Source organism: Devosia sp. P3_B2 (genome assembly GCF_056402875.1).
In genome coordinates this window covers 1-19,647 of the sequence record NZ_JBFUGO010000018.1, presented here as the reverse complement: position 1 = coordinate 19,647, position 19,647 = coordinate 1, and the positions used below count along the sequence as shown (strand labels likewise).

The 19,647-nt window shown below is 64.7% G+C and carries 16 protein-coding genes and 1 pseudogene; 5 read left to right on the top strand and 12 right to left on the bottom strand.

The genetic code is table 11. The features are described from left to right. Window positions 1-73 precede the first annotated feature (73 nt). The 5 genes from AC1DV8_RS21565 (at window position 74) to AC1DV8_RS21545 (ending at window position 5,162) form a co-directional block, all read left to right on the top strand. Window positions 74-1,261: an MFS transporter gene (locus tag AC1DV8_RS21565; RefSeq protein WP_477158863.1), complete on the top strand. Its 1,188-nt coding sequence runs from the start codon at window positions 74-76 to the stop codon at window positions 1,259-1,261. Further along, on the top strand, window positions 1,261-2,700 hold the full coding sequence (locus tag AC1DV8_RS21560; protein WP_477158862.1) for a M81 family metallopeptidase: 1,440 nt from the start codon (window positions 1,261-1,263) through the stop codon (window positions 2,698-2,700). Before AC1DV8_RS21565 ends, AC1DV8_RS21560 begins: the two co-directional genes overlap by 1 nt. Beyond that, complete coding sequence (locus AC1DV8_RS21555; protein WP_477158861.1) at window positions 2,700-3,473, top strand: copper homeostasis protein CutC; 774 nt, start codon at window positions 2,700-2,702, stop codon at window positions 3,471-3,473. Before AC1DV8_RS21560 ends, AC1DV8_RS21555 begins: the two co-directional genes overlap by 1 nt. Before the next feature lie 205 nt (window positions 3,474-3,678). Next, entirely contained in the window at window positions 3,679-4,458 is a 780-nt protein-coding gene (locus AC1DV8_RS21550; RefSeq protein ID WP_477158860.1) for a FecR family protein, read from the top strand. A 35-nt stretch (window positions 4,459-4,493) separates the two neighbouring features. Beyond that, window positions 4,494-5,162 (top strand): response regulator, encoded by a 669-nt coding sequence (locus tag AC1DV8_RS21545; protein WP_477158859.1) that lies wholly within the window; start codon window positions 4,494-4,496, stop codon window positions 5,160-5,162. On the opposite strand, the gene AC1DV8_RS21540 is transcribed toward AC1DV8_RS21545, so the two are convergent. From AC1DV8_RS21540 to AC1DV8_RS21485, 12 genes and pseudogenes are all read right to left on the bottom strand, one after another. Next, window positions 5,123-6,568 (bottom strand): sensor histidine kinase, encoded by a 1,446-nt coding sequence (locus AC1DV8_RS21540; RefSeq protein WP_477158858.1) that lies wholly within the window; start codon window positions 6,566-6,568, stop codon window positions 5,123-5,125. The genes AC1DV8_RS21545 and AC1DV8_RS21540 overlap by 40 nt on opposite strands. Before the next feature lie 223 nt (window positions 6,569-6,791). Continuing rightward, on the bottom strand, window positions 6,792-8,771 hold the full coding sequence (locus AC1DV8_RS21535) for a glycoside hydrolase family 43 protein (RefSeq protein WP_477158857.1): 1,980 nt from the start codon (window positions 8,769-8,771) through the stop codon (window positions 6,792-6,794). A 30-nt stretch (window positions 8,772-8,801) separates the two neighbouring features. Further along, window positions 8,802-9,722 carry an ABC transporter ATP-binding protein gene (locus tag AC1DV8_RS21530; RefSeq protein ID WP_477158856.1) on the bottom strand — a complete coding sequence of 307 codons (921 nt, stop codon included), beginning with the start codon at window positions 9,720-9,722 and terminating at the stop codon, window positions 8,802-8,804. Next, window positions 9,719-10,747 (bottom strand): ABC transporter ATP-binding protein, encoded by a 1,029-nt coding sequence (locus AC1DV8_RS21525; RefSeq protein ID WP_477152105.1) that lies wholly within the window; start codon window positions 10,745-10,747, stop codon window positions 9,719-9,721. The genes AC1DV8_RS21530 and AC1DV8_RS21525 overlap by 4 nt, the downstream gene beginning before the upstream one ends. Before the next feature lie 4 nt (window positions 10,748-10,751). Beyond that, window positions 10,752-11,609, bottom strand: coding sequence for an ABC transporter permease (locus AC1DV8_RS21520; protein WP_477152104.1), 858 nt, complete (start codon window positions 11,607-11,609; stop codon window positions 10,752-10,754). Window positions 11,610-11,615: 6 nt separating this feature from the next. Next, window positions 11,616-12,620, bottom strand: a complete 1,005-nt coding sequence (locus AC1DV8_RS21515) for an ABC transporter permease (protein ID WP_477152103.1) — start codon at window positions 12,618-12,620, stop codon at window positions 11,616-11,618. Between the two features lie 146 nt (window positions 12,621-12,766). Next, entirely contained in the window at window positions 12,767-14,644 is a 1,878-nt protein-coding gene (locus tag AC1DV8_RS21510) for an ABC transporter substrate-binding protein (protein WP_477152148.1), read from the bottom strand. A gap of 543 nt (window positions 14,645-15,187) precedes the next feature. Continuing rightward, entirely contained in the window at window positions 15,188-16,249 is a 1,062-nt protein-coding gene (locus AC1DV8_RS21505) for an ABC transporter ATP-binding protein (RefSeq protein ID WP_477158855.1), read from the bottom strand. Further along, window positions 16,246-17,073 (bottom strand): carbohydrate ABC transporter permease, encoded by an 828-nt coding sequence (locus tag AC1DV8_RS21500; protein ID WP_477158854.1) that lies wholly within the window; start codon window positions 17,071-17,073, stop codon window positions 16,246-16,248. Before AC1DV8_RS21500 ends, AC1DV8_RS21505 begins: the two co-directional genes overlap by 4 nt. Next, window positions 17,070-18,020, bottom strand: a complete 951-nt coding sequence (locus AC1DV8_RS21495; protein ID WP_477152100.1) for a carbohydrate ABC transporter permease — start codon at window positions 18,018-18,020, stop codon at window positions 17,070-17,072. Before AC1DV8_RS21495 ends, AC1DV8_RS21500 begins: the two co-directional genes overlap by 4 nt. Before the next feature lie 81 nt (window positions 18,021-18,101). Next, entirely contained in the window at window positions 18,102-19,337 is a 1,236-nt protein-coding gene (locus tag AC1DV8_RS21490; protein WP_477158853.1) for an ABC transporter substrate-binding protein, read from the bottom strand. Window positions 19,338-19,416: 79 nt separating this feature from the next. Then, window positions 19,417-19,647: pseudogene (locus AC1DV8_RS21485) on the bottom strand (sugar phosphate isomerase/epimerase); the annotation flags it as partial.

Here is a 19,647-nt window from a genome sequence, read left to right as displayed (position 1 = left end):
CAAGCAAGTCGCCGATGAAAATCAATGACATCCGGCAGATCACCCGGATGACCTCCGGGAGCGTCTGAGCCCAATGGCACGCCTAACCCCACAGCGCCTGACCATGCTCGTGTTCTTCCTGCAGCCGATTGCCTTCGGCAGTTGGCTGCCGCGCATACCCGATGTGCAGCAGGCGCTGGGCCTCGGCCCCGCCGGCCTTGCAATGGTGCTGCTTGGGCTGCCGGCCGGCACTCTGCTGACCCTGCCGTTTGCCGGCCCGCTGGTCGGCCGCATCGGGGCCAGGGCTGCGATCATGTTCGGCTTTGCGCTCTACGCCATTGCCGTGAGCCTGCCCGGATTTGCGTCGAACCCCGTGCTGCTGTTTGTCACGCTGATGCTCTGCGGCTCGACGATCTCGTTCGTCGAACTCGGGCTCAATGTCGAAGCCGATAAGGTCGAGAAGGCGACGGGCCGCCTGATCATGAGCAAGGCGCACGGCTTCTGGTCGCTCGGCATCATGACCGGCAGCATCATCGGCTCCGCGCTTGCCGCCGCCGGCATCGAGGCGCGCTGGGCCATCCTGTCGGTCGCCGTCGCAACGTTCGTGGTCGGTCCGGTGGCCGGCCGGCTGGTGCCGGATTTCGGACCCGATGCGACCGCCACCCCATCAGCCCCCGGCACGCGGCGGCTCACCGGGTCCCGACTGCCGGGCTGGGCCCTGCTCGGCGTGTGTTTCTTCGTCTTCGGCGTGACCATGACCGAGGGCGCCATGGCCGACTGGTCCGCCGTGTTCTTGCGCGAAGTGCTGGGTGTCGGCGGCGAGGCCGGTATCGGCTACTCGGTCTTCGCCCTCTTCGTCGCGACCGGCCGGTTCGGTGGCGACTGGGCGAAGTCGAGGCTTGGCGCCGCAACCCTGGCCCGCGGCAGCGTGGTTCTCGCCTTGGTCGGGATCGTCATCCTCACCCTCGCGCCCGGCCTGCCGGTCGCCCTTCTCGGCTTCGCCGTCGTCGGCCTCGGCGCCTCCGTCGCGTTCCCCTTGGCGGTGACCGCCGCCGCGGACCTCGACCCCGCCCGCTCGTCCACCAATGTGGCGACACTCTCTTTCATTGCGCTGCTCGGCTTCCTCGTCGGTCCGCCGCTGATCGGCTTTATCGGCCAGCATGTCGACCTGCGCGTCGGCGTCGCGGCGCTGTTGCCTATCCTCGCAGTAAGCCTCGTGCTCTCGGGCCGCCTCAGCCGCACCACCACCGCGCCCACTGCCATCGCGCAGGGAGAGGTCTGATGCGCATCGTCGTTGGAGGGATCCACACCGAATGCAGCACCTACAATCCGGTGCTCGTCCATGAGGCGGAGTTCCGCATCCTCCGGGGACAGGCCCTCACCGACGATGCCTACTTCGCCTTCCTCAAGGACTATGGCGCCGACTTTGTCCCAACGCTCCACGCCCGGGCCATCGCCGGCGGCCCGGTCGAGCGACAGACCTACGAAGCGTTCAAGGCGGAAATCCTCGCCGGCATCGCCGCGGCCGGCGCCCTCGACGGCGTCTACCTCGCCATGCATGGCGCGATGTTCGTCGAGGGCATGGAGGACGCCGAGGGCGACTTCATCACCGCCGTTCGCGCGCTGGTTGGCTCCGATGTCCCGATCGCCGCGAGCTACGATCTCCACGGCAACGTCAGCCAGCGCATCATCGACGCACTCGACATCTTCTCCACCTACCGCACGGCGCCGCACATCGACGTCGAGGAGACAATGCGCCGTGCAGTTGCCATGCTGGTGCGCAGCCTCACCACCGGCGAAAGACCCTTCATCGTCTGGGCCCCCGTTCCCGTCGTCCTCCCGGGCGAGCGGACCAGCACCGAGGACGAGCCGGCGAGAAGCCTCTACGCCGGGCTCTCCGCCATCGAAGCCGAGGCCGTCATCTGGGACGCTTCGCTGATGGTCGGCTACGTCTGGGCCGACGAACCGCGCGCCACCGCAGCTGCGATCATGACCGGCACCGACCTGCCGGCACTTCGCCGGGCCGCCGAGGCGCTAGCCGGCGACTACTGGAACGCGCGCGAAAAGTTCGTCTTCGGCACCCGTACCGGCAGCATCGACGAATGCGTCACCCTCGCCATCGCGTCGGAGACCAGTCCGGCGATCATCGCAGAATCGGGTGACAACCCGACAGGCGGCGGCGTCGGCGATCGGGCCGACGTCCTCGCCGAATTGCTGCACCAGGGCGCCCAAGGCGCCATCTTCGCCGGCATCGCCGACCGGATGGCTACCGAACTCGCCTATGCGGCGGGCGTCGGCTCCCACCTGTCGCTCAGCATTGGCGGCAGCCTCGACCCCGCCAGCCACCCGGTACAGCTGCAAGCCGACGTGATCTTCCTGCTCGACGCGCCCGAGCCGCGCTTGCGCGAGGCCGTACTCCGCATCGACGGCGTCGATCTGGTAGTCACCGCTCGGCGCCGTCCGTTCCACAACATGGCCGACTTCACCCGTATCGGGCTCGATCCCCGCGCGGCGAAGATCGTCGTGGTCAAGTCGGGCTATCTCTCGCCGGAACTGGCGCCCATCGCCAATCCAAGCCTGATGGCCCTGTCGCCAGGTGTCGTCGACCAGTTCGTCGAGCGCCTGCCGCGGCTGCGCAAGACCCGCAAGACCTACCCGTTCGATACCAATTTCGACTGGTCGCCGCTGGCGGTTCCATCGGCAAGAAAAGGAAGCGTTTGATGGCTGTGCTGGTCGAGATCGCGGTCGAAGGGGCCGATGGGCTGGTTGCGGCGCAGAACGGCGGCGCCGACCGGGTTGAACTCTGTGCCAGCCTCATCGAAGGCGGGCTAACGCCCAGCATGGGCATGGTTCGGGCCGCCCAGCAGGTGGCGACGATCCCGTTTTTCGTGATGGTCCGGCCGCGCGGCGGGGACTTTCTCTATTCGGAGATCGAGTTCGAGGCGATCCTCGCCGACATAGCCGAGCTGAAGCAAATGGGCGTCGCCGGCGTCGTCATCGGCTTCCTCACCGCCGAGGGCACCATCGACGAGGTCCGCACCCGCAAGGCGGTCGAACTGGCGCGACCGATGCAGGTCACCCACCACCGTGCTTTCGACATGACGCGCGATTGCGAGGAAGCGATCGAAGCCCTGGTGCGTTGCGGGGTCGACAGGGTTCTCACCAGCGGCCAGCACAAGTCCGCGCTCGACGGCATCGAAACCCTGGCCCGCACGGTGAAGGCAGCGCGCGGCCGCATCCTCGTGATGGCCTGCGGCGGGCTGAACCGCACCAACATCGCCGAGGTTCACCAGCGGACCCGCGCCGATGAGTTGCACTTCGCGGCTCCACGGGTGGTCGACAGCTCCATGCGCTTCCGCAATCCGGGCGTCAGCATGGGACGCTCGGCCACCGATCGCGAGTTCACGCTCACGGTGACCGACGAAACATCGGTGTCGGCGACGATCACCTCGTTGCGCCAGCACCACGCCTTGTCCGATCCGGCCGCACCCTAACGCTCAATTGCTGCAGTGTTGACGCAGGTCCCGGGCTCGCGACCAGTCTCACCGGCCGGTGAGAGACGGCGAAGCCATCCGCATCGGGCAAATCGAGAGAAAGCACAGCGCCGTGTCGTGACACGACCGGATCGGGCCTGCTATGCTATTCGGACAAGCGCGGCTGTTATCGTCGACCGAGGTCTTAGCCAGGATCTGACAAGCCGTGCTGAATTCATTGGATCGTCAGGACTTTTTTGCCGGGCGCGTTCGCCGCGCAGCGGCCGGCCTTGGGCTCGCGCTTGCCTTGTCGTTGCTGGCCAGCCCCACCTTCGCAGCGGCCGCCTGGATCACTGCCACGGTCACCGGCACGGTGATCCTGTTCCAGCAGGGGCAATGGGCAGAGCTGCCGGTTGGCTCCGATGTCCTGGCCGATACGCCGGTACGCACCTTGCAGAGCGGACGGGTCGAACTGACCAGCGAGGAGGTCACGCTCAGCCTCGGGCCAGACACCGCCGTACAGATCGAGCAGTCCACAGGCCACCTGACGAGGGTCACTCAGTTCGCCGGCACGGTTGCTGTCGATGCCCGGCTCGGGCCTGGTGAGAAGATGCTGCTGCAAACCGCCAGCATGACGATAGAAATGGGACCGGGACAGTCGCGCCTGACGGTCTTCGGAGATGAGGGAGAAGTTGTGGTCACCATCGGCGTTGCGATCGTCTCGGACAACGCGACCGGCGCCAGGCAGACCGTGGCGGCGGGCGATGAGGTAACGCTCACCGAGGTCGTCGGTAAGCCGGCGGGCAACAGCGCAAACAGCCACGCCGGCGGCAACGGAGGTGGAAATGCCGGTGGCAACGCGAACGGAGGCGGAAATGCCGGTGGCGGAAACAGCAATGGCGGCGGCAATGGTGGTGGTAACGGCGGTGGCAACGGCGGCAGCGGCGACGGGGGAGACAATGGCGGTGGCAACGAAAACGAAAACGGAAACGGCAAGAACAAATGACGGTTGACGCCCCTCAGGCACCGACCTCGTCTCCGATGCGGATCGCCTTCGTTGACGATCACCCCACTCTGCTCACGGGCATCGCGGCCCTGTTTTCGGCAGATGGCGGCTTCTCCGTTGTGGGTACGGAGTCGTCTGCCGACGGTGCCGTCGAGGTCGCGCGGCTGATGCAGCCTGATCTCATGACCCTCGATCTGAGCATGCCGGGCGACGTCTATGCTGCGATCCGCACGATCGGCGAACTGTCACCAGCGACCAAGATGATCATCTTCACCGCCTACGCGGACGTCGATCTGGCGCTTCAGGCGCTCGACGCCGGGGCTCATGCATTTGTGCTCAAGGGCCGTCCGTCGGAGGATCTGTTCGCGGCTATTGAAACAGTGACCAAGGGGGGATTGTTCGTATCGCCCGACTTCTCGCCCAAGCTGATTGCCGGATTTCGCAATCGCACACGACGCGAGGACGAGCGCTCCGCCGCCAAGCTCAGCCCGCGGGAGCAGCAACTGGTGCAGTGCCTGCTGGAGGCCAAGAGCAACAAGGAAATCGCCCGGACGCTCAACCTGACCGAGAAGACGGTCAAGCACTACATGACCAACCTGATGTACAAGCTGAAGGTGAAGAGCCGCCTCGAAGTCGTCCTGGCCGTGCAGCGGTTGCGGGCGCCCTATGAACTGGAAATGCCGCTCCAGAACGACGACGCCTGAGGCTTGCCCGCGTCGATCGGTATCCTGGCGTCGATCCGGGCGTGCTCCCCTTCGAAATCCGCCGCGAGACTCCCGCCCTGGGACTCGACGCGAAATCGCATCGCCCGAAGCCCCAGTTGGTCGACCGAAGAGGCAGCAGGATCCTTCCCCGAGGATCGATTGGTCACCTCGATGCGCAACCAGCCATTGGACGAACTGACGCGAACCTGCTGGTCCACACCGCCACCATGGCGGTACGCGTTGTTGAGCGCCTGCTGTATGACGCGGTAGGCGCATACCTTGGCTGTGATCGACGCCGTGATATCCGGAACATCGACGCTAGTGACAACCGCAGTGCCGGTCAGGTCTTCGTGACGCTTCGCGGCGAGGGCAATGGTTTCCGCCACGCCCAGCTTCGCCAGCTCGGGCAACACCAGCCCCGCCGATATACCGCGGAGTTCCTCCAGCGCCTCCCGCGCCAACTCGGCAGCGGCCCCCGTAAGAGCACTCGGATCAGCTCGTGTCAGCCGCAGGATCAGCAGCGTCAGAAGCTGCACCGGTCCGTCGTGGATATCGGACCCAACCTGCGCAAGCACATGTTCGTTGGCGAGGCTCGCCTCCACGCGAAGCCTCTCGGAGGCGGCCTGCAGGACCATGTTCTCGTCCAGCAGGCTCCGTGTCTGCCTGAGGTTGGCCGCCAGCCGCTGGCGTTGCTGGGTGATGATGTCGCCGGTGACCTGCACGAGGAGCGCTAGTGTTCCCACCGCAACGAAACCAATCGACGCGACAATGATCCAGACGTCCGACCGCGCCTGCGCCTGCAGTTCTCGAACGGCTCGCGCGCTGAAGTAGAGCTCGGCGACGCCGAACACCTCAGCCGTCTCGTCCCGCCGCAACGGGGTATAGATCTTCAGCACCGGCAGGGTCGAACGGGGGAGCGCACCCAGCGACTGCAGCGGCACGTCAATCACCCGCACAGTCAGCACCCCAAGCGCGGCCGCTGCCAAATCCTGTGTCGAGGGGACGTCATCAAGGTCGCCCAATGACTCGAAAAGGATCTCCCCTGCCGGGTTGCGCACCCGGATCTGTATCAGCCGCGTAGCATCGGCGCTGTTGCCCACGGCAAACGCGGCCTCGAGCGCAGTACGGCGGTCTGGCGCCTGGGTAACTCCGTCAAGACTGCGAGAAATCAGCGCTTCGATGCTCGCGGCAGCCGTGCCGCCGATTCCCTTGGTGATGCTCTCGCTGACATAGTTGCTGGTCCAATTCCCCAGGATCAGCATCGCGGCCACCACGACGCACAGCGCGATGAGAAAGAAACGCTGGGACAGCGAGATGCGACGGCCCAGGCGTGAAACGCGAGCGCGAATGCTCTGGGGCATCGATGCCGCTAAGGGTGCCTCGCCATTGGCCGGGTCGCCCGTCATCGCGGTCAGCGCTTGATGATCATCATGGTCGCAGGCACACCCGGATAGCGCTGGATCGCAGGGCCGGCGATGGGCTCCTCGGGATCAACCGAAACGTGCGCAACATAGCGGGGCACCTGCCTGCGATCGTGTCGCGTATGATCGACGTGATCGGCTGCTTGCACAAGGCGAAATGCGCTCAGTTCGCGTCCCTAGTGTCGGCGATGTCGCGGCCCGTGGATGGTCAGGAGACGACCCACGTGAACCTGACACCATCCCCTCCGTCCGATCGCGGACCGGGACTGTCGGCCCTGACCTCTCCACTCTCGGTGAGGCGCAGGAAGCGATTGGTCACCACCGACATCAGGATGAGTTCGCCTGTCGGCGTCTCCATCCATTGGAAAGTCTCGGCAAGTCCCGCCCGACCGTCAGCGAGACGGACGCTGCCCTCGGCATCGACGCTCAGGTGGCCGCCGCCGTGGCCCAGCGCGGCACGACCGAAGCCCAGGTCGACCACGACCAGCGGGCTTGGAGCGCCCATACGAACCGCACCGGCCTCGATTGCGATCCCCCGGTCGGAGCCGTGGCCCGTAACGATGATCGTCTCGCCGAACGGGATTGGCCGCATCAATCCTCTCGGGTGCGGTTCGTCGATTTCGATGCTGTCGAAATCGGCATAACCGCCGGGCCGCTCGGCGTTGTAGGCAAAGAGCGCGTAGCGGATGCCCTGGAAGGTCTTGAGCTGGAACACCATCACTACCGGCTCGCCCAGCGCCTCGAACCGCACCCCATCCCGCGACCAGCTGAGCCGCGCCGTCTCAGTCAGGAAATCGCACTCGGCGCGTAGCCAGACTATCGGCCCATCGGTCGCCGCTACGATCGTCCCGCCCGTCTGCTGATCGAACGTCTCGATCCGCCAGCCTTTGTCACTGCGCCTGAGCCCGACCCAGCGATACGGCAGGCCGAGCAGCGCCAACCCCGCCACGTCGGCCTGCTCCAGACCGCTGCCATCGAGCTTGGTTGTCGCTACCGAAATGGGTCCGACAGCCCGCTGCGTCAGCGAATTGCGCGCGTCCCAGAGCGAACTGGCCGCCAGCGTGTGGAGCCGCAGGTGACCGGGCCTCTCGGCCAGCGACCATTTCTCCGCCACCGGAACATGGTTCCACTGCCAGATCGGCTGCAACGCCGGACCATCGAAATCGTCGCTGCGCTCGAACAGCGCTTTCGGTTGCTGCGGGCGGCGGGTGTTCGGCTTTACCCAGGTGCGCGGCGTCCGGCCGAGATTGCCGGGCAGCCCGAAATACGGCCAGCCGTCGCGCCAGGTCACCGGCGACAGGCAGGTCAGGCGGCCCAGCGAGTTGTAGTCCATCATCGACCAACCCCACCACTCGCCCGCGGCGGTGTCGACAATGCCGCCCTGATGCAGCGACATACGCCCTTCCGACGCGGGGTTGGGCGGGATCAGCTCGAATGGCGGTGTGGCGGTGAACGGCAGGCCGCCACCGCGCAGCCGATAGCCTTCGACAAGCCCGAAATCCTCGTACTCGCTGAGCGATGGGTTGATCTCCCACGGCCCGAAGACATGGTCGGCGCGGGCTCCAGGCATCCGCATGCTGCCGCTGAACCAGGCGCTGGTGAGGAAGTACCGGCCGTCGATTTTGTAGAAATGCACCCCCTCGCCCATGTCGGAGTCGGCGCCGGTGATCTCGGTCTCGGTGCCGGGGACCAGGTCGGTCAGGTCCGGCGTCAGTTGCGCCAGCCGCAGGTTGCGGTAGCCCCAGACGACATAGGCCCGTCCATCGTCGTCGAACAGCACCGAGAGATCGTGCAGCGACTGCTGCATCTCCTGCCGCGTCCACGGGCCAGCCGGATCGGTGGCGGTGAAGATCTGGGTGCGGCGCTTGTTGACGTTCGAGAAGATGTAGAACGTGCCGTCGTGATAGCGAAAGCACGGGGCCCAGATGCCCTGACCGTAGATCTCCCCACCCTCGAGCCGGAATTCAGGCCCAAGCTCGAGCGTGTCGAAGACGTAAGTCACCAGCTCCCAGTTGACGAGGTCCGCCGACTTGAGGATCGGCAGTCCCGGCATGGCGTGCATGGTGGTGCCGGTCATGTAGAAATCCTCGCCGACCCGGATGATGTCCGGATCCGAGAACTCCTCGTAGAACAGCGGGTTGGTGAACGTGCCGTCGCCGTTGTCGGCCGTCCAGGTCCTGCCTGACACAGTCAAATCCCTGCTGGTAGTGGCGGCGCGCTACGCCCCCTCGTAGACCCGCACCAGCCGCCCGTCAGGCCGGCTCTGGAGGTGCCCAGGCTTGCTCACCAGCGTGTTGGCGAGCTTCACCATGCCCGGATCGGTCGCGAGCTTGCCGGCGCCGGCATCCTCGGTCGAGAGCACAGATGCCTTGAGCAGCCGCGAATACGGATGCTCCGGATTGTCCAGCACAGTCCGCGCATCGCCCATTTCCACGATCCGTCCCCGCTGCATGATGATCAGCCGGTTGGAGATGTAGTAGGCGGTTGCGAGGTCGTGGGTGATGTAGATGACCGAGACACCGAAATCGTCGCGCAGCGCCTTGAGCAGGTTGACGATGCTCATGCGAAGGCTGGCGTCCACCATCGACACCGGCTCGTCCGCCACCAGCAGCGGCGGATTTGGGATCAGCGCCCGGGCGATAGCGGCGCGCTGCAACTGGCCCCCGCTCATCTCGTGCGGGAAGCGGCCTTTCACCTCGGCAAGGCTGAGCCCCACCTTCTGCAAGGCCTCGTCCATGGCCCGGTCGAGCCCAGCGCGGTCGCTGAGTTTCAGGAACCGGCGCGCGGTCGACTCGAGGTAGCGGTCGATCCGCTTCAGCGGATTGAACGCCTCGAACGGGTTCTGGAACACCGGCTGCACATTGGCCATGAATTCCAGCCGCTCACGCCTGCCAACCCGGTGGCTCACCGTCTTGCCCCGAAAGCTGATCTCGCCGGTTGACGGCAGTTCCAGCCCGAGGATCATGCGCGCGAGCGTCGTCTTGCCCGAGCCGCTCTCGCCGATGATGGTGAAGATTTCCGGCTTTTCGGCGCTCAGCGACAGGCTCGCATCCTCGACGGCGCGGACGACCTTGCGCGACAGTAGCCCACCCATGGTGAACTGCTTGCTGACATTGCTGACTTCGAGCAGCGTGCTCATGCCATCACCTCGTGCGCGACGTGCGGTTTGACCAGCGGCTCCACGTCGGCCGAGCGCCAGCAGGCCGTCCGGTGATCGGGCCCCACCGTCTCGAGCGGCGGCACCTCGGTTTTGCAGATGTCGATGGCCAGCGGGCAGCGCGGGTGGAAACGGCAGCCCTTCGGCGGGTCGGCGAGGTTGGGCGGCCGCCCCTCCAGCGCCGGGCGCTGCGTGGTGTCGCCGATGCGCGGCAGGCTCGCCACCAGGTGCGCCGTATAGGGGTGCTTGGGGGCAAAGAACATCTGCCGCGTCGGGCCTTCCTCGACGAGGCGGCCGGCATAGATGATGCCGACGCGGTCGGCCATGTTGGCGTGGACGCTCATGTCGTGGGTGACGAACACCACCGAGGAGCCCATCTCCTTCTGGATGTCGCGGATGAGGCTCAGCACCTCCTTTTGGACCACCACGTCGAGCGCCGTGGTCGGCTCGTCGGCGATGATGAACTCGGGATGGCATACCGTCGCAAGCCCGATGGTGACGCGCTGCCGCATGCCGCCCGATAGCTCGTGCGGATAGGCATTGAGCACGTCGGCCGGCAGCTTCAGCCGTTCGAGATGGCCGATGACGCGCTGGCGGAACGGCTCGCCGGTCAGCCCCAGCGGCCGGCTGGCGAAATCGTGGAAGGTCTTGCCGATGCGGCGCACCGGGTTCAGCACGCTCATCGAGCCCTGCATGATGTAGCTCAGGTGGCTCCACCGTATCGCCTCGATGTCGGCATCGGTGGCGGTCGCGATGTCCACCGGCTTGCCCTTGAAGTCGTATTTGACCGAGCCGGAGACGATCCGCATCGGCGGCCGGATCGCCGCCGCGAGCACCTTGATGAAGCTGGTCTTGCCCGACGAGCTCTCGCCGGCGATGCCGTAGACCTCGTTCTTCTTGACCGTCATGGTGATGTCGTCGACGGCCCGCACTTCGCGCTGCACGCCGAAATAGTTCATTTGGTAGTAGGCCTTGAGGCCGTCGACCTTGAGAATATCCTCTGCCATGGCCTTAGGCTCCCATGCGGCGCAGGCGGCTGCGCGGGTCTATGTATTCGTTCATCGAGACGGCCAGCAGGAACAGGCCGAGGAAGGTCATGACGATCAGGACGACCGGGATGACGATCCACCACCAGACACCCACCACCATCGCCGAGTGGCTGTTGGCCCAGTAGAGCACCGTGCCGATGGTGGGGTTGTTGATGTTGGTAAAGCCGAGCACGGCGAGCGTCACCTCGAGGCCGATCGACCACAGCATGTTGTTCATGAAGGTCGAAAAGACGATCGGCATCACATAGGGCAGATGCTCTTCGAGCAGGATCTTCGGCGTGCTCATCCCCGCGAATACCGCGTGGCGGGTGAACTCGCGATGCTTCAGCCCCAGCGCCACCGAGCGGATCAGGCGGGCGTCGAACGGCCAGCCGAAGCAGGCCATGATCAGCGCCAGCGTGAAGCTGTCGAGGTTGTTGCGCAGCACGAAATAGAACAGCACGAGGACCGGAAAGATCGGCACGGCGACGAAGATGTCGTTGACGAACATCAGCACCCGATCGACCCAACCCCCGACATAGCCCGCGAGCAGCCCGACCGCGATCGAGATGAAGCGGCTCAGCACCGCCACGGTGATGCCGAAGATGAGGCTGTTCCTCAGCGCCGCGCTCAGTTGCCAGAACATGTCCTGGCCACGCGAATTCGTGCCGAACCAGAACTGAGCCGAGGGCGGCTGGTCCGGGATGGTCATGTAGATCAGCGAAGGATCGACAGGCGAGAAGAAGCTCAACGCCGCATAGATCACCACCACCCCCACGAGGATGATGCCGATAGTGAACTCGATATTGTAGCGGATGAGATCGCGGAGAACGGCAAACATGGCTGATTACTCCGCCCGTACGCGTGGGTCGAGCAGCGGATAAAGCAGATCGACAACGAAGATCGCGAGCGCCACGGCAGTGACCGACACCGTCGAAACCGCCAGCACCAGCGAGTAGTCACCGGCATTCACCGCATCGATCAGCAGTGAGCCGAGCCCCGGGTAGTTGAACACCTGCTCGGTGATCACCGTACCCGAGAACACGCCACCAAGCGTCATCGCCAGGGCGGTCAACTGCGGCACCAGCGCGTTGCGGATGACATAGCCGCCAACGATGGTCCGACGATCGACGCCAGCCAGTTCGGCATAGGTCACGTAGTCCTCCGTGACAACATTGGAGACGAGCGCCCGCATCCCGAGGAACCAACCGCCGAAGCCGACCAGCACGAGCGACAGGGCCGGCAGGATCGCATGCTGGAAGACCGAGCCGACGAAGCGCCAGTTCCAGCCCGGCGTCACGTCCATGGCGAAGCCGCCGGAGATCGGCAGCACCGGCCAGATGAAGCCGAAGATGATGAGGAGGATGAAGGCGACGATGTAGTACGGGATCGGCTGGAAGCCCATGGCGATGATGCCGAAGGCCTTGAAGAACTTGTTGTTCTGCATGTAGCCGGCGAGCCCGCCCAACAGGTTGCCGACCGCGAAGGTGATCAATATCGCGACCACTAGCAGACCGACGGTCCACGGCATTGCCCGCATTACCAGCTCCATCGCCGGCGTCGGAAAGGCGAGCAGCGACGGCCCGAGGTCGCCCCGGAACAGCCGCAGCCAGAAATTGACGTACTGGGTGATGATCGGCTCGTTGACGCCGTAGAGCTCGGTCAGCGCGGCGCGCATGGCTTCGATGGCGTCAGGAGCGAAATTGGATCTGGCCGTCATGCGGCCGAGGGCGGCTTCTACCGGACTGATCGGTGACAGGTGCGTCACCAGGAACGTGGCGGAAACGCCGAAGAATACTACTGCCAGCAGTTGCAACGCGCGTTTGCCGACAAACCAGAGATACCCTTGCATACGGCCTCCTCAACCGGTCTGCCGAACTACGATGTGCGCCGAAATCATGCGCGGCGTCTCCCACCGGCCGGTGGCCGGCGGGAGAAGCGTGAGACTGGTACGCCCCTCGGAGCGACCCGGCTTGCGCCGGGCCACCCGGGAGGAGATCAGCCGGCCACCGGCGAGATCTGCGTGAAGATGTACTTGCCGTTCGACCAGTTGGTCACCGGGTTCGCGTACGGCTTCTCGGCGTTCGGCCAACCGGTCCAGAAGCGGTTCGATTGGATCGAGAACACGTTGTAGGACATAATCGGAATGTTCGGCATCTCGTCGAGATGCAGCTTCACGAACTCATGGCCGTACTCGATGCCCTTGGCGTCGTTGAAGTCGATGCCGCGGATCTTCTCGATGATCGCATCGAGCCGCTCATCCTTCCAACGCATCCAGTTGCGGGCCGGCTGCAGTTTGCCCGGCTCGGCAACGAACGACGAGTGGTAGCTGTCGAGGAAGAAGCTGAGGTCGGGGTGACCGCCCCAGGTTTCCACCGCCCAGGCGATATTGCACTCGTAGTTGCCCGCAGCCTGGCGATCCCAGCTGTCGGTCGCGATTTCGGCCGAAGCCTGAACCCCGTTCTGCGCCCAGGTCTGCGCGACGATGACGCCGAGACGCCCGATCACGCCTTCCTGCGGCACCATCACGGAGAAGGCGAACGGCTGGCCGTCCGGCTGAATCCACTGGTTGCCGTTCTTGGTGAAGCCGGCCGCGGTGAGCAGTTCGCCCGCCGCCGCAATATCCTGCTTCCACCAGCCATAACCGAACGACTTCTTGATCGCTTCCTCGTCGGTCGGCACCTGCTCGCCGAACTGCGGCCGGACCATGTCGGCGATCTGCTTGCCGATGGTGGGGTCGTACGGCTTGATCTTCCGCGTGCCGGTGTCGAGCTCGTAGTTGATCAGGTAGTCCTGCAGCGGCCCGTGATAGTCGCGCGGGTGCGTGCCGGTCGGTGGGATCGAGATCGCCGAGAGTGTCGCCGCGCCACGATAGGACGCCATCGACATCGCCCGTGCATCGAGCATCAATGCCAGGGCCCAGCGCACGCGCTTGTCCTGGAACTTCGGATTCTGCAGGTTGAAGATCATCATCGGCAGGGTCGGATCGGGATGGGCATACGGGAAGCCCGGGAACCAGCCCTGAGTCTGCGTGTCTTCCTTGATGATCGAGAACGTGCCTTCCGGCGACAGGTCGTGGATCATGTCGAGATTGCCGTTACGCATCTCGATCAGGCGATTGTCCGTCGAAATGTTGTTCCGGTAGATGATGAACTTCGGCTTGGGCTCGCCGACCAGTGCGATAGTGGTCTTGTCCCAGTCCGCCCGCTTTTCCCAGATGTACCAGGTGCCGTTCGGATCGAACGAGTGCAGCGTATAGGGCCCGAGGCTCACCGGCGGATTGTTGTCGAAGGTGAGGATGTCATCGACCTTCTCGAACACATGCTTGGGCATGATCCAGGCGGCGTTCCAGCGGACCGAGAACACGGCGTGGAAGCGCGAGTTCGGCGCCTTGAGCTTGAAATGCACGGTGTACTTGTCGGGGGCGGTGACCTCGGCGACCTGCGTCGAGAATGCGCCGCTCCAGGTGAGGCCCGGCGTGCTGGCCTGCTTCTCAACGGTGAACACCACGTCGTCAGCGGTGAACTCGACGCCGTCGCTCCACATCATGCCCTGGCGGAGCTTGACGGTCATTTCCGAGAAGTCGGCGTTGTACTGCCACGGACCATCGGCGAGCGAATAGTAGATGGCGTTTTCGCTCTTTTCCGGGATGCCCGCATCGGGGTCGATGAACCACAGCGTATCCATCGTCAGCTGATGCAGACCGTTGGACCAGCCGCCGCCGCCATTCACCCAGATATTGAACCAGCTCGGATTGCGGATCACGCCTTCCGGGTTGTGCACGATCACCGTCTCGTTGCGCGGAAACTGCGCCAGGTCGGGTGCGGTGCCTTCGGCGGCTTCCTGCCCAAGGGCAAGGCCGTTAGCGGCCACCATCAGCGTACCCGCTGCAGTGCCCAGCATGAAACTACGTCTATCCATGAATACCTCCCTTGTCGGAAACGCCTCCCGCGCTCCGTTCGAAAATGCCCTCCAGCACTTTCGCGGGGCATCGTATTCGGGAGACCTACGTTGTCAACGCATTTTTCTGATGTAGATCAGAACTTGCGATATGCTCGGCACGAGCTTCCAGAAAGGTGCGGTACGCACCTCCTTTCGCGGCCCGCCTGCCGGCTCCATCCTGTGGAAATGCAGTCGCAGGCACACAACGCCGAGGAAAAACGCCGAATGGGCGCCCTCACCCCTTCGTTCTGCAGAGGCTCCCTCTCTAATACCGCGTTTCATCACGCATGACGATATCCTGATCGTCCGTGCCGCGCGCAGTCCGCGTGTCCGGTTGTATATCGGTGATACAGATACAGTAAGGATGTGGATCAGCCCTGACCCTACGACGCGCCAGCGGCCGCTGGCGCCATAGGCGCCGGCAGCCGCACACCGGCGGCGTTGGGGTAACCGTACGGACGTCAGCCGCTCAGCGGGTCAGAGGCGCCGACCGCTCGCCGTATCGAACAGGTGGATGTTCTCGGGCGAAATCTCGAGCATGAGGGTGTCGCCGGGCTTTTCCGTCACCCGGCTGGTCTGGACGAGCGTCAGTTCGTCATTGGGCGACGAAATGAACGTCATGGACCCCGTAGACTCGATGGTGCCGACGGTCATCTTGATGCCGGCGGGGTTCGCGGAGGCGTGCAGGTGCTCGGGGCGCATCCCGGCAGTGACCTGGCGCCCGGGTTCCATCGCCGAGGCGATGGCGACACGCTGTCCCCCCAGGCTGACGAGCTCGATGGAGCGGCCATCCGCCCCGACCACGGCATCAACGAAGTTCATCGCCGGCGAGCCGATGAAGCCGGCGACGAACCGGTTGGCCGGGCGATCGTAGAGCTCGAGCGGCGCGCCCTGCTGCTCGATCACCCCGTCGCGCATCACCACGACATGGTCGGCCATGGTCATGGCCTCGATCTGGTCGTGCGTGACGTAGACCGAGGTGGCGCCGAGCCGGTCGTGGAGCGCCCGGATTTCCTTGCGCATCTGGACGCGCAGCGCCGCGTCGAGATTGCTCAGCGGCTCGTCGAACAGGAAGGCCTTGGGGTGCCGGATGATGGCGCGGCCCATCGCGACGCGCTGACGCTGCCCCCCCGACAGCTGCCGCGGGAAACGTCCCAGCAGAGCCGAAAGCCCCGTGGTGGTGGCCACCTCGGCCGCCTTCGCCTGCCCCTCCGCCTTGCTGGCGCCGCGCAGGCGCAGCGAATAGGTGAGGTTTTCCTCGACGTTCATGTGCGGGTAGAGCGCGTAGGACTGGAACACCATCGCCACGTCGCGCTTGCGCGGCGGGACGCCGTTCATGGTCTCGCCGGCGATCTTCAGCGTGCCGCCGCTGATGCTTTCCAGCCCCGCGATCGAGCGCAACAGGGTCGACTTGCCGCAGCCGGAGGGGCCGACCAGAGCGACGAACGCGCCCTTGTCGATGGTCAGGTCGATACCCCTAAGGGCGTGGAAGGCACCGTAGTGCTTGTCGATGCCCTGCATCTCGATCTGGGCGGTCATTTGAGGGCTCCCGAGGTAAGGCCGGCGACGATGCGCCGCTGGAGGAGAACGAACACGGCGAGGATCGGCGTCACGTAGATCGCGGCAAAGGCCATGATCGAATTCCAGTCGCGGGCGTTCGGTCCGACGAAGCCGGAGAGGCCGACGCTGGCTGGCTGCAGAGCCGTGTCCTGGATGATCGACTTCGAATAGATGTACTCGCCGAACGCCGACATGAAGGTGAGGATGGCGCAGACCAGGATGCCGTTGCGCGCCAGCGGCAGGACGATGGTGAAGAATGCCCCGAAGCGCGAGTTGCCATCGACCAGCGCCGCCTCCTCGAGCTCACGCGGCACCGACATGAAGGTGGCACGCACGAGGACGACGAAGAACGGCATCGCCTTGGCCGCGGAGGCGAGCACCACCGCGGTGCGGGGCAGCGACAGCAGCCCCAGCTGGTTGAAGCCGACGAACAGCGGCGTGATCATCACCGAGGCGGGCAGCACCTGCAGCATCAGGATGGAGAACAGCCCGATGTCGATCCAGATATTGCGATAGCGCGCCAGCACATAGGCGCACCCGGTACCAAGGAGCACCGTGATGGCCGTGACGCCGGCCGCGATCACCGTCGAGTTCCACAGGAACGTCGCCATGGTGCGACGCTGCCACACCGCCGGGTAGACGCTGAAATCGGCGGCCGTCGGCCAGAACGTCGGCGGGTTGGCGAAGATCTCGGAGCCAGTCTTGAGGCTCGTCACATACATCCAGTAGAGGGGGAACAGGTAGATCGCCGCCATCGCCAGCGCGAGGACGAGCAGCAGCCATTTGGTCCAACCGTTGGTCATCCGCGCACCTCATGACGGGTGGAGCGCACGTAGACGATGGATGCGACCAGCACGAGCAGGAACATCATCACCGAGATCGTTGCGCCACGCGCGAAATCGTAAAGCTTGAAGCTCATCTGCCAGGCCCAGTATTGCGCCACCGTGGAAGAATTGGACGGCCCCCCCTCGGTGATGGCCGGGAACAGGTCGAACTGCTGCAGGGTGCCGATGAGGCCGAGCGACAGCACGGCGCCGATGGTCGGGCGCATCATCGGCAGCGTGATGGTCCAGAAGCGCTGAAAGGCGTTGGCGCCATCAAGTTCGGCGGCTTCGTAGAGGTCGCGCGGAATGCCGGCGAGACCCACTGAGAGCAGCAGCATGTTGAAGGCGAGGCCAAGCCAGATATTGGCGATGATCACCGCCCAGAGCGACCAGTCGGGCGACGACTTCCAGAAGATGTTCGTATCGATGATGCCGATGGACTTCAGGATGGCGTTAAGCACGCCGAAATCGCCGGCGAGAATCCAGCTCCAGATGGCACCGACGACGAGGCCAGGCATCACCCAGGACACAAGGAACAGCCCGCGGATGGTCGCGGCGCCAGGGAATTTCTGCGCGAAGAAGATGGCGAGGGCGAAGCCGAACAGGAACTGTCCGGTGATCGAGCCGACGACGAATACCAGTGTGTTGCGGGTCACCAGCCAGAACTCGGGCTGCGAGACCACGGCGATGTAGTTGTCGAAGCCGGCGAAGGGCCGGATCAGCGCCCCCAGGGTGAACATATCCACCTGCTGGAAGCTCATCAGCACGTTGTAGACGAGCGGCAAGCCGGCGAGCACAAGCAGAAACAGCATTGCCGCGCCGACGAGCAGAATATCGAACCCCACGCCGTCGCGAAGTCCGCTCAGGATGCCCCACCCTTGCCGGCGCCGCGCGCCTCCCGCATCAGCGATCGTCTCGCTACTCATCGCCCAATCCTCATCTTGCTCGACTCCCGGGAAAATGACTGCCCAGCGCGAAAGCCGGGCAGTCCAGTTGGGAGGAGGGATTTAGCCGCCGACGATGCCGGTGATCGTCGCCTGGGCCTGATCGAGCGCGTCCTTGGCCGACATCTGGCCAGTCATTGCTGCCTGGAACGCGTCATAGATGGCCTTGGAGATCTTCTGCCACTCGGGGTGCGGACCGCGCGGCTGCGCGTATTTCAGCTGGTCGAGGAACACGGCCAGTGCCTCGTCCTTCTTGGCGTCGCCGGTCGGCGGCAGCGGGATGTCGCTGCGGGCCGGGATGTTGGCGAACTCGGGGAAGAGCCGCGCTTCCTGAGTGGTGAAATACTCGATGGCGCGGAACGCCTCATCCGGATGCTTGGTGGTCGAGAAGATCGCCCAGTTGAAATCGCCCATGGCTGACGAGCGGGCGCCGCCATCGGTCTCGGTCGGCAGTAGGGCCACACCCCAGTCGAACTTGGCGTCGGTCGACATGCGGTTGATTTCCCACGGACCGGAGATGGCCATGGCCGCGTTGCCCGAGTTGAAGGTACCCGTGGAGTCCCACTGGCCCTGGCTCAGCACGTCCTGCGACGCGAGCTTCTCGTCGAGCAGTGTCTTCCAGATTTCGAGTGCCTTCACGGCGCCGGGGACGTTGACCTGCGTGAAGCTGCCGCCGGCCATCTGGATCCACGGCAGGAACTGGAACGTGCCCTCTTCGCCCGCACGAGCAGACCAGCTGATGCCGTAGACATTGTTGGCCGGATCGTTGAGCTTGCGCGCATCTTCGAGCAGTTCGTCCCAGGTCTTGGGGGCCTCGGCAATGCCGGCCTTCTTGAACAGGTCGCGGTTGTAGAACAGCGCAATCGTGTTGGTGGCCTTGGGCACGCCGTACTGTTTGCCGTCCCACATGGTCGAAGCGAGCGGGCCGGCGAAATAGTTCTCGTCCTTGATTACCGTCGATGCCTTGACGCGATCGGTGATGTCGAGGAACGCCCCACGCGAGGAGAACAGCGCGAAGTCGGGATTGTCGACCGCGATGATGTCGGGGGCCTGGCCGGTGGCAAAGGCACGCAGCGACTCGTTCACCAGATCGTCGAACGGCACCGTGCGGTATTCGACGGTGATGTCGTCGTTGGCCTCGTCGAATTCCTTGCTGAAGGTATCAGCGATGCCGGGGCCGTTGGCACCATCGATGCCCCAGATCTTCAGCGTCACGGTCTCGGCCAGGGCCGGCAAGGCGAAGGTGGAGACACCGGCCATGGCCAGCGCGCCGATAAGGGCTAGTCTGCGAGTCGTCATAGTTTCCTCCCATGATGCGGATCGTTTCCGCGGTCCAAGATCCCGCCGCCGGCCCCTCCCGGGCGACGGCGGGCAGTCGTCACCCAGCCCGCCGCAGCGAGGGATCTCCGCCCTCGTATTGGGCGGTGACGTCGATGAAATCGCCGCCGCGGCTATGCTTGAGATAGTTGAGCGCCCTGACCTGTCCGGTCATTTCAAGCGCGTCGCGATAGACCGGGTCATGCCAGCCTTCGATGTCGATCGAGCCGGTCCAGCCGGCGAGCCGCAGCTCGGAGATGATGTCGGTCCAGTTGCTGTCGCCGAAGCCGAA

What these genes read in the sequence shown, in the direction of transcription:
- AC1DV8_RS21560 (WP_477158862.1), top strand. Translation starts at nt 1,261, where the DNA reads ATGCGCATCGTCGTTGGAGGGATCCACACCGAATGCAGCACCTACAAT.
- AC1DV8_RS21565 (WP_477158863.1), top strand. Translation starts at nt 74, where the DNA reads ATGGCACGCCTAACCCCACAGCGCCTGACCATGCTCGTGTTCTTCCTG.
- AC1DV8_RS21505 (WP_477158855.1), bottom strand. Translation starts at nt 16,249, where the DNA reads ATGACCGCCCAGATCGAGATGCAGGGCATCGACAAGCACTACGGTGCC.
- AC1DV8_RS21530 (WP_477158856.1), bottom strand. Translation starts at nt 9,722, where the DNA reads ATGAGCACGCTGCTCGAAGTCAGCAATGTCAGCAAGCAGTTCACCATG.
- AC1DV8_RS21555 (WP_477158861.1), top strand. Translation starts at nt 2,700, where the DNA reads ATGGCTGTGCTGGTCGAGATCGCGGTCGAAGGGGCCGATGGGCTGGTT.
- AC1DV8_RS21525 (WP_477152105.1), bottom strand. Translation starts at nt 10,747, where the DNA reads ATGGCAGAGGATATTCTCAAGGTCGACGGCCTCAAGGCCTACTACCAA.
- AC1DV8_RS21495 (WP_477152100.1), bottom strand. Translation starts at nt 18,020, where the DNA reads ATGAGTAGCGAGACGATCGCTGATGCGGGAGGCGCGCGGCGCCGGCAA.
- AC1DV8_RS21545 (WP_477158859.1), top strand. Translation starts at nt 4,494, where the DNA reads ATGCGGATCGCCTTCGTTGACGATCACCCCACTCTGCTCACGGGCATC.
- AC1DV8_RS21520 (WP_477152104.1), bottom strand. Translation starts at nt 11,609, where the DNA reads ATGTTTGCCGTTCTCCGCGATCTCATCCGCTACAATATCGAGTTCACT.
- AC1DV8_RS21500 (WP_477158854.1), bottom strand. Translation starts at nt 17,073, where the DNA reads ATGACCAACGGTTGGACCAAATGGCTGCTGCTCGTCCTCGCGCTGGCG.
- AC1DV8_RS21490 (WP_477158853.1), bottom strand. Translation starts at nt 19,337, where the DNA reads ATGACGACTCGCAGACTAGCCCTTATCGGCGCGCTGGCCATGGCCGGT.
- AC1DV8_RS21515 (WP_477152103.1), bottom strand. Translation starts at nt 12,620, where the DNA reads ATGCAAGGGTATCTCTGGTTTGTCGGCAAACGCGCGTTGCAACTGCTG.
- AC1DV8_RS21540 (WP_477158858.1), bottom strand. Translation starts at nt 6,568, where the DNA reads ATGACGGGCGACCCGGCCAATGGCGAGGCACCCTTAGCGGCATCGATG.
- AC1DV8_RS21510 (WP_477152148.1), bottom strand. Translation starts at nt 14,644, where the DNA reads ATGGTGGCCGCTAACGGCCTTGCCCTTGGGCAGGAAGCCGCCGAAGGC.